We start from the raw sequence: 7,497 nt of genomic DNA, 5'->3' as shown, positions 1-7,497 counted from the left end.
TCGGCTACCTGGAGCGGGTGGAGGCGGGGGATTCCTGCGCCACCTGCCCCCTTAAGAGCGTTTGCCCCGGCGCCTGCTTCCGCTTCAAGGGGAAGGTATATCAGCTCTCAGATTTCAGGCTCGGTGGGAGGGAGGGGGTATCGAAACCGTGATGGGCCCTTACAGAACTTATATTTTTTCTGCGGTTAAACCCCGATTTTTGGGGCAAAACACTCATGTGGGGGCCTAAACGCGGATTTTTCGAACTTTTCACCGTCAGTTAAACCTGCCACCGCCGGTTATATATTTTATGGCCGATAAACATATAAACCCTTTGTTGAAAGGGTAAATGGTGATACCATGAAGGCAGTTATTCTTGCTGGCGGTTTTGGAACGAGGTTAAGGCCGCTCTCATCGACCAGACCCAAGCCCATGATCCCGGTTCTTGGCAAGCCAAACCTTCAGTACCTCCTTGAGAGCCTGGAGAAAATCCAGGAGATCGATGAGATAATCCTGTCCGTCCACTACATGAGGGGGGAGATAAGGGAGTTCATCGACGAAAAGATGGCCGACTACCCCAAAACGATACGGTTCGTCAATGACCCGATGCCGCTCGAGACCGGCGGAGCGCTCAAGAACGTGGAAGATTACGTGGATGGCGACTTTCTGGTCATCTACGGTGACGTTTTCACGAACTTCGACTTTAAAGAGCTCATCAAGGCCCACAAAGAGAACGACGGCCTCATAACAGTCGCGGTTACCAAGGTCTATGACCCGGAGAAGTACGGAGTCGTCGAGCTGGACGACGGAAACCAGGTCACCCACTTCGAGGAGAAGCCCCACAGGCCCCGCACCAACCTCGTCGATGCGGGCATCTACATGGTTAACAAGAAAGTTCTGGAGGAGATTCCGAAGAACAAGGAGGTCTACTTCGAGCGCGAGGTTCTCCCGAAGTACGTGGCCAGAGGACTTGTTTACGCCCACAAAATATCGCGCGGATACTACTGGATTGACCTCGGAACCCCGGACGACCTCTTCTACGCCCACCAGGTTGCGATGGATGAGATAGCCAAGGAGAACGGCTATTTCGTCATCAAAGAGGGTGCCGAAGTCCCCGAGGACGTTGAGATACAGGGGCCGGTTTACATCGACGAAGGGGTTAAGATAGGCCACGGCGTCAAGATAAAGGCCTACACGTACATAGGCCCGAACACCGTTGTTGAGGACAGGGCCTACTTCAAGCGCGCCATACTCATAGGCAACGACATCGTTAGGGAGCGCTCCGAGATAAAGGACAGCATCCTCGGAGAGGGCGTCGTCGTCGGAAAGAACGTCATACTCAAGGAGACCGCGGTCGTCGGCGACTACGCCAAGATTTACGACAACCTTGTCATCTACGGGGCCAAGGTGCTGCCGTGGAAGAAGGTCGAGGAGTACGAGGCATACATCAAGATAAAGCTCGACCCGACCAAGGTCAGGCCCGGCGTCACCCCGGACCGCTGCCCGCTCGGCCTGCCGGAGTGTATCTACACCAAATTCAAGGCCATAGCGGGAGAAAAGCCGCCCTGTGACGAGTGCATAGAGAACCAGTGGCTCTTCTGAGTTTCCTTTCCCCACTTTTCGTTTTGGATATCGGGCAATATGTTTTTATTCTGAATATTCTACTATTCGGATATGTGAGAGCATGTCGGAGTTCTACGAAAAGAGAAAGCTGAGCTGTGGGGAGGATGTCGTACTGGCGCTGGCAATATTCGTGGTTTTTCTGGACTTTGTCAACGCCATAGTGCACAACAGCGACACCCAGCTCAGAACCTCGATATTCGCCCTGATCGTCCTGCTGTTCGCCCTCTCCGTCAGGAAGTTCTACCCCAACTCGAGCAGAAGGATATGGCCGTGATAAGCCCGATATACGACAAGATTAGGGACATCATAATGGAGTACATAGGCGCGGGACTGATGACGATAGCAGTGCTGAAGACGAAGTATCCCTTCGACATGGGAGAATGGGAGTGACTTTCCTTTGATTTTGTTTCCCAATTCTCTGGGGGTCTTATTGCAACGCAATCGCTTACATGGCCTTCAGCAACTACCTTATGACGTTTCAATTCTCATGGAGTCTTATTGCAACTTTGGTGGAAGAAGGCCCAGGTGGGGGACGGCTGGGTGTTTCAATTCTCCCAGAGTCTTATTGCAACAGGGCAGTTTTTTGCCCCGTTCCTCTAATGGGGTTTAATGGATGCTTCTCTATAAAACCTTTTTGCAGAAAGCCCCCTTTGGGTCCCCCAATTCCACCCCCAAGCAGCGGCCACCGCGGGGTGAATGCGGGTAAAAAACGCATCACGGCACCCTATTGCCGGGGACGGTATAACGGTTCCAGCCGGCGTTCTAATGTCCCGCCCCGAAATTCGAAGAAAATTCGTTATATTCAAAAAACGTAGGGATTACCAAATTTTACATTTCTGGAACCGCTAGAATGGGATTCAGGGGCACATACGGGGCTTGTTTCGGACAAAACTGCATGACCGGGCCGGAAATCCGGAAAAGATTAAGAATTAGTGTGATGGGAACGAATCAGTACCTTATCCTCGGGTTGTACTCCAGGAGCATGAGGCCGTTTTTGAATATCCTTATCGTGCCGCTCTCGGAGAGGCTTATTGCCATCGCCTTGGTGAGCTTCGTTATTCCCGCGGCCGCTATGTGTCTGCTCCCCAGGCCCGGTGGAAGCATGAGGTCTATGACCTTTGGCTCGACCTCCAGGTAGCGGCCGGCGGCCGCAATCCTGCCGTCGTCGCGGACTATAAACGCCCCGTCCAGCTGGGCGAACTCCTTGATTATCTCCTTGCTGTCCCTGTCCAGAACGTTGACTCTGTGCCCCTTGAACGGGTTCGGGATGAGCTGATGGGAGTGCCTGAGAACGCGCCTGGTGTCGCCGATGACGAATATCGTCCCAACGGGCGTTCCCTCGCGGCCTTCCACGCTCAGTTCTATGGTTATCTCAAGCAGCCGCTGGAGCACGCTCTGATTCTGGGCAAAAAATCCCCTCATGGCGGATATGCTCTTTTTGACGGTCTTTATCCCTATCATCTCCCGGGTGACGTAGACGAAGGACTCGCCCTCTCCGAGGATGTCGTGTTCTATCAGAAACGCGGATATGAGGTTCAGGATGTTGTTCAGGTCGAGGTTCTGGGGTATCGAGACCCGCTTGACCATCTCCTCCTCAACGTCGAAGGAGGAACCGACTATGACTATGGTAACGCCTGCGTCCCGAAGCCTCTCGGGGTCGATATCCTCCAGAATGACTAGGGCCTTGCCCCCAAGCTCCCTCACGATCCCTATCGCACTGTTTATTAAAACTTCAGGAATCTCCCGCCCCATGCTCACCAACCGTCTTGGGATATTCGTGGGGACATAAAAACTTACCGCCCCGGAGCGTCCAGAAAACGTTAAAACGGGCAGCACATAGTTTCATTGGTGTGAGAGATGAAGGTGGTAGTCGCGATAACAGGGGCCAGTGGCGCGGTCTATGGGCTCAGGCTCATCGATGTGCTGAGGGAAACGGGACACGAGGTCATCACCGTGGCCTCAAGGATGGGCCTCGCGGTACTCCGGCACGAGACTGGCGAGGATTTCAAACCGGATTACCTTGACAGCGACCTCTTCGCCCCTATAGCGTCCGGCTCACATCCCTTCGACGCCATGGTGATAGCCCCGTGCTCCATGAAGACCCTTTCGGCAATCGCGAACGGCTACGCCGACAATTTGATCGCCCGGGCGGCGGACGTGGCGCTAAAAGAGAGGCGGAAGCTTGTCCTGCTCGTTAGGGAGACACCGCTGAGCTTGGTGCATCTACAAAATATGGTGAGGGTTACCCAAGCTGGAGCGGTGGTGATGCCAGCATCCCCAGGATTTTACACAAAACCCAAAACTTTGGACGATATAACAAACTTTATAATAGGAAAAATCCTAGATGTCCTTGGGATTGATAATCAAATCTACCCTAGGTGGGGGAATGAGAATGGTTCAGCTGGATGACCTCGATAGAGCGATACTCCGTCTGCTCAAAGAGGACGCGAGGCTTACGATATCGGAAATAGCAGAGAGGCTAAATCGCCCGGAATCCACTATACATTTCAGAATAAAGAAACTCCAGGAGAGGAGTTTTATTGAAAAATATACCATAGTGCTCGGTGAGCAGTTGCGGCCCAAAACCCTTGCTATTGTCTACGTTCAGGCCGAGACTCCCATTATTGAGGATTTCCTGGAAAGGTACATTCAGTACCTTATGAAAACCCTGTCCCTGCTTCCCAACGTGCTCGCTGTTGCACGGAGCGATAAGGACGGTGTCGTGGCTATAATCGGCGGTGAGAACGGGGAGCAGATTAACAAATTCGTGGAGGAGACCATACAGGTCATGCCCACACTGAAAAGGGTGGAAGTGTTCCCTGTGAATGAATTCGTCAAGGGGGATAGCTTAGCGGGATTCCTGGTGAGCGTCTAATGGAGATCGAGGTAAAGTTTCGCATCGACTTCAATCAGGCCCGGGCTGCGATAGAATCCCTCGGTGCGGACTTCGTGCGGGAGGAGCTCCAGGAGGATCTCTATTTCTCCCTTCCTCCACATGAGCTTCTTCGGGTTCGGAGAATCTCGAACCTTGGGAGGTCTTTCTTAACCTACAAGCGCATAGCCGACCCCGGGCGAAACGAGGAGTTCGACGAGATCGAAGTGGAGGTTTCGGACTTCGACGGGACCGTCGAGATCCTGAAGCGCCTCGGGTTCAGGGAGGATATTTGGATCAGGAAACGCCGCCTCGTTTACCGGCTGGATGGCGTTACCTTCGAGCTGAACGAGGTAGCTGGGCTGGGGGACTTCCTGGACATCGAGGTCATCTCGGACAACGTGGAAGAAGCCAAGCGCAGGATATGGGAAATCGCCGGAAGGCTCGGCCTCACCGAGGATGACGTTGAGCCGAGGCTCTACCAGGAGCTGATCAGGGAAGTTGAAGAAGAATAAAACGGCAAACTCAAAAATCAGCGTGCCGTGGCTACGATTTTGATGATGTCATTGAACTCCAGCTCGTAGTCTTCTCCAACGCGCCTGTGGGTTCTCGCGTTCACCGCGTAGAGGAAGGTCTTCCCGAGGTCGGTGTGAACCTTGTATGCCAGGGCCCTGGGGGTTGAACCCTTCGGAAGCAGGTGGACGTGGGGCAGGACGTTTCCGAACTGGTCCGTGAGCTTGTGCTCGTCCTCCACAGGGTAGACGGGGATGAGCTTCAGGAGCTCAAACGTTGCCCGGTTTATTACCTCCTGGACTCCAGTGGAGCCGAAGCGGTCGAGGACCTTCTCTTTTATGAGCATGAGCGCCTTCTCCTGCTTTCCACTCATCGGCTTAAGGATTTTGAAGTCGCTCGAACCGGGGACGTAGTCGATGAATCCCGCTTTCGCCGCCTTTCTCAGCGTCAGCTCCGCCGCCGCACTCGTCGGGACGACTATATACCCCCTGCTCTTCCCCTTCTTTATCAGGCGCTCTATCTGAGCGTCGGCCGCCGCGTCCGCCTTGTTGGCGGCAATTATTATCGGCTTGTTTATCTTCCTCAGCTCGCGGACGAAGGCCAGCAGGTCTTCATCGCTCCACTTGGTTGGGTCGTTGTCCAGGCCGAGCTTGTGGATGGCCTCGAAGGCATCCTCCTCGCTCACACCTATTCCCGTCAGCTGGTCGGCTATGGCCTGGGCGAGCTTTAGGTGCTGGAGCTTTATCCTCTTCGCGAACTTCTCCCAGTTCTTGTGGAGGATGCCGTAGATCCAGTAATCTATCTCCCTCTCAAGGAACTCTATGTCCTCCACGGGGTCGTGGTGGTCGGTCGGCTGGCCCTCGGCGTCGGTCTTTCCGGTAACATCGACGACGTGGATTAAAGCCGAGGCCATTCTGAGGTCATCGAGGAACTTGTTGCCCAGCCCGCGCCCCTCGTGAGCCCCGGGAACCAGTCCGGCAACGTCAATCATCTTTATCGGGATAAGCGCCTTCCCATCACGGTACTCGTAGTTCTGGGGTTTTGGCTGACAGCCGAGCTCTTTGCAGGGGTGATTCGTTATCGCGTAGGTGACCCCAACGTTCGCGTCTATCGTAGTGAACGGATAATTGGCAATGTCAACGTCAACGAGGGTCGCGGCCGAGAAAAAGGTTGATTTCCCAACGTTTGGCTTTCCAACAACACCTATCTCCATGCTCACCACCGCCCTAACTTCGCGCGAGGGTTTTAAGGGGTTTCGCTTTATCCGAACTGTTCTTCTTTTGGGTGTTTGTGAGTTTTTAATGAATTAACGCCCCACCAACCGATAACGAACGCTGATGCAGTATGGACGTCCAGCCCCAGCCCCTGGGCCAGCTCTCGTCCCAACTTCGAAGAACCGGCAGGATTGACCAGATACACATCGAATCCCCTCTTCGACGCCATAACAACCCCGTGCTCAAGGAGCTCCTTCTTGGCGAAATTCGAGGCCTTTCGGTTCCCCTTCTTTGAATTCGTGGCCTTCCCGTTCCTCCTTTTAATCCGACTCAAGTCCTCGAAGAACACAGTCCCTACGCCGTGATAAAACGCATAATCCAGCAGGCGTGCGAGAGTCTTCAACCGCAAATCCCTCGCCTTCCTTCTTGAGAACCCCGGAGAGTTAACCTCTGGGAAGTGTTCAACCCTAACGTCCCGAATAATCCCGTTCTCATCGAGAGTGACCATATTCACCCTATCAGAGTTCAGGTCGAAACCGGCGTACAGCCCGCCCCCTGTGGTCTTTCCGAGATGTTTTAGATAAATTCCAAAGGGCACCTGAACGTGCAGGTAAACTTTCCCATTCCGCAGAACAACCTGAGCACCGTATTTGAACTTCTGGACATCAAGGATAACTGAAAGGAACTTTTCAGGGGCACTCATTCTGAAGTTCAGCCACTCTCCGTTGGAGCGAATTCTAACGTTCATCCCCTCAATCCTTACGTTCCTGTTCCCGCCCCTGTTTTCTTGAGGTTTGCTGACGAGGAATTTCGACTTCAGGTGAATGTGCCTTGGATTCCCGCCGTTTTGCCCGCCCCTTTCAACAGCGTTTTGGCGTAATCCCACGCACTGTCAGAATACCACCAGTTGTTAAGAACCAGTCGAGAGACTTCCTTCACGCCTTCACTCTTTTTAATGCCCCTGAGCTGGAGTCTTATAGCCAGTTCGACGGCCTTTTTGAATTTTTCCGTCAGGAGGGTGAGTTTTAGGTAGTCTTCCTGCCTTCCCGGTTCGAGTCTCGTTTTAATGGTTATGTAGTTCACTTCTGCTCGGCGGATTTTTCGTGTTTTTCGAGCCATAACTCAATAGCCTCCGTTATGGCCATTCCGAGGGCTCCTTTTTTGACGCCGTAAACATCGAGGATTTTCTTTCGGAATTTGACTTCTAACTCGTCTGGGATTTTCACGGTTATGACGCCCATTGTATTCACCAAAATACTTAAATACCTGATTACTTAAATGGTTTTTGGTCGTGAT

General features: G+C 53.1%; 11 protein-coding genes. 6 read left to right on the top strand and 5 right to left on the bottom strand.

Annotated features, from left to right (window positions below; translation table 11 throughout):
• Positions 1 to 339 precede the first annotated feature (339 nt).
• From APY94_RS11755 to APY94_RS13900, 3 genes are all read left to right on the top strand, one after another.
• On the top strand, positions 340 to 1,581 hold the full coding sequence (locus tag APY94_RS11755) for a sugar phosphate nucleotidyltransferase (RefSeq protein WP_058939808.1): 1,242 nt from the start codon (positions 340 to 342) through the stop codon (positions 1,579 to 1,581).
• An 82-nt stretch (positions 1,582 to 1,663) separates the two neighbouring features.
• Complete coding sequence (locus APY94_RS11750) at positions 1,664 to 1,876, top strand: hypothetical protein (RefSeq protein WP_058939807.1); 213 nt, start codon at positions 1,664 to 1,666, stop codon at positions 1,874 to 1,876.
• Positions 1,867 to 1,992, top strand: coding sequence for a hypothetical protein (locus tag APY94_RS13900; protein ID WP_281176047.1), 126 nt, complete (start codon positions 1,867 to 1,869; stop codon positions 1,990 to 1,992). The genes APY94_RS11750 and APY94_RS13900 overlap by 10 nt, the downstream gene beginning before the upstream one ends.
• A 558-nt stretch (positions 1,993 to 2,550) precedes the next feature.
• Here APY94_RS13900 and APY94_RS11745 read toward each other — a convergent pair.
• A complete protein-coding gene (locus tag APY94_RS11745; RefSeq protein ID WP_058939806.1) occupies positions 2,551 to 3,354 on the bottom strand; it encodes a DNA integrity scanning protein DisA nucleotide-binding domain protein in 804 nt (267 codons plus the stop codon).
• A gap of 105 nt (positions 3,355 to 3,459) precedes the next feature.
• Between APY94_RS11745 and APY94_RS11740 the strand changes: the two genes are divergently transcribed.
• The 3 genes from APY94_RS11740 to cyaB are packed head-to-tail and all read left to right on the top strand — an operon-like array spanning position 3,460 to position 4,989.
• Positions 3,460 to 4,011, top strand: coding sequence for a UbiX family flavin prenyltransferase (locus APY94_RS11740; RefSeq protein WP_058939805.1), 552 nt, complete (start codon positions 3,460 to 3,462; stop codon positions 4,009 to 4,011).
• Positions 3,989 to 4,477 carry an Lrp/AsnC family transcriptional regulator gene (locus tag APY94_RS11735; RefSeq protein WP_206205979.1) on the top strand — a complete coding sequence of 163 codons (489 nt, stop codon included), beginning with the start codon at positions 3,989 to 3,991 and terminating at the stop codon, positions 4,475 to 4,477. The genes APY94_RS11740 and APY94_RS11735 overlap by 23 nt, the downstream gene beginning before the upstream one ends.
• Positions 4,477 to 4,989, top strand: a complete 513-nt coding sequence (cyaB, locus tag APY94_RS11730) for a class IV adenylate cyclase (protein ID WP_058939804.1) — start codon at positions 4,477 to 4,479, stop codon at positions 4,987 to 4,989. Before APY94_RS11735 ends, cyaB begins: the two co-directional genes overlap by 1 nt.
• Before the next feature lie 17 nt (positions 4,990 to 5,006).
• Here cyaB and APY94_RS11725 read toward each other — a convergent pair whose 3' ends face one another.
• The 4 genes from APY94_RS11725 to APY94_RS13270 all read right to left on the bottom strand — a co-directional run bounded on the left by APY94_RS11725 (position 5,007) and on the right by APY94_RS13270 (position 7,451).
• Positions 5,007 to 6,200, bottom strand: coding sequence for a redox-regulated ATPase YchF (locus APY94_RS11725; protein ID WP_058939803.1), 1,194 nt, complete (start codon positions 6,198 to 6,200; stop codon positions 5,007 to 5,009).
• A 47-nt stretch (positions 6,201 to 6,247) separates the two neighbouring features.
• Positions 6,248 to 6,949 (bottom strand): hypothetical protein, encoded by a 702-nt coding sequence (locus APY94_RS11720; RefSeq protein ID WP_245610473.1) that lies wholly within the window; start codon positions 6,947 to 6,949, stop codon positions 6,248 to 6,250.
• A 68-nt stretch (positions 6,950 to 7,017) separates the two neighbouring features.
• The gene (locus APY94_RS13770; RefSeq protein ID WP_245610472.1) at positions 7,018 to 7,284 is read right to left on the bottom strand and encodes a hypothetical protein; all 267 of its coding nucleotides are present in this window, start codon (positions 7,282 to 7,284) and stop codon (positions 7,018 to 7,020) included.
• Positions 7,281 to 7,451 (bottom strand): hypothetical protein, encoded by a 171-nt coding sequence (locus tag APY94_RS13270; protein ID WP_157065422.1) that lies wholly within the window; start codon positions 7,449 to 7,451, stop codon positions 7,281 to 7,283. Before APY94_RS13270 ends, APY94_RS13770 begins: the two co-directional genes overlap by 4 nt.
• Between the last annotated feature and the right edge of the window lie 46 nt (positions 7,452 to 7,497).

The organism is Thermococcus celericrescens, from assembly GCF_001484195.1.
Classification (GTDB): domain Archaea; phylum Methanobacteriota_B; class Thermococci; order Thermococcales; family Thermococcaceae; genus Thermococcus; species Thermococcus celericrescens.
This window is presented reverse-complemented; position numbering and strand designations above follow the sequence as displayed.

What these genes read in the sequence shown, in the direction of transcription:
- APY94_RS13900 (WP_281176047.1), top strand. Translation starts at nt 1,867, where the DNA reads ATGGCCGTGATAAGCCCGATATACGACAAGATTAGGGACATCATAATG.
- APY94_RS11725 (WP_058939803.1), bottom strand. Translation starts at nt 6,200, where the DNA reads ATGGAGATAGGTGTTGTTGGAAAGCCAAACGTTGGGAAATCAACCTTT.
- APY94_RS11740 (WP_058939805.1), top strand. Translation starts at nt 3,460, where the DNA reads ATGAAGGTGGTAGTCGCGATAACAGGGGCCAGTGGCGCGGTCTATGGG.
- APY94_RS11755 (WP_058939808.1), top strand. Translation starts at nt 340, where the DNA reads ATGAAGGCAGTTATTCTTGCTGGCGGTTTTGGAACGAGGTTAAGGCCG.
- APY94_RS11750 (WP_058939807.1), top strand. Translation starts at nt 1,664, where the DNA reads ATGTCGGAGTTCTACGAAAAGAGAAAGCTGAGCTGTGGGGAGGATGTC.
- APY94_RS11745 (WP_058939806.1), bottom strand. Translation starts at nt 3,354, where the DNA reads ATGGGGCGGGAGATTCCTGAAGTTTTAATAAACAGTGCGATAGGGATC.
- APY94_RS11735 (WP_206205979.1), top strand. Translation starts at nt 3,989, where the DNA reads ATGAGAATGGTTCAGCTGGATGACCTCGATAGAGCGATACTCCGTCTG.
- cyaB (WP_058939804.1), top strand. Translation starts at nt 4,477, where the DNA reads ATGGAGATCGAGGTAAAGTTTCGCATCGACTTCAATCAGGCCCGGGCT.
- APY94_RS11720 (WP_245610473.1), bottom strand. Translation starts at nt 6,949, where the DNA reads ATGAACGTTAGAATTCGCTCCAACGGAGAGTGGCTGAACTTCAGAATG.